Origin of the sequence: Vogesella mureinivorans (genome assembly GCF_007644035.1) — a bacterium.
GTDB lineage: Bacteria > Pseudomonadota > Gammaproteobacteria > Burkholderiales > Chromobacteriaceae > Vogesella > Vogesella mureinivorans.
This window is the reverse complement of the sequence record NZ_VMTV02000932.1, coordinates 1-332: the sequence shown is the minus strand read 5'-3', so window position 1 is coordinate 332 and position 332 is coordinate 1. Positions and strand designations below refer to the sequence as shown.

The window sequence follows — 332 nt, the reverse complement described above, 5'->3', positions numbered from 1 at the left end:
GTGATACAAATTCACCCACTTTATCTTTAATGATTGTGGTTAAAGTTTTTAAACGCCCACGCATAATTTTATGATAATCACGCCCACGAGCATAACGTGCGATGATGGCCAAATTAGGCTCATCAGGAACATAGCGTGGTTTAGGTGTTTCGACCAAATAATTCATTCGCACACAGATGATACTTTTTGTGCCTGGAACCAATAAGGTAGGATCAGCTCGTTTTTCTAAATTTTCCTCTAAAAACTTCATGTCACCATGATAACCACGCTTTAAATATTCTTTAAATCTTGGTAATTCAGCTTGAGCATCAGGACGTGCAATGACACAATCA

At 38.0% G+C, this 332-nt stretch carries 1 protein-coding gene; it reads right to left on the bottom strand.

The window, feature by feature from the left end:
• Positions 1-332, bottom strand: a 332-nt coding sequence (locus FLQ44_RS21205; RefSeq protein WP_147695962.1) for a QueG-associated DUF1730 domain-containing protein, incomplete at both ends; no start/stop codon positions are given.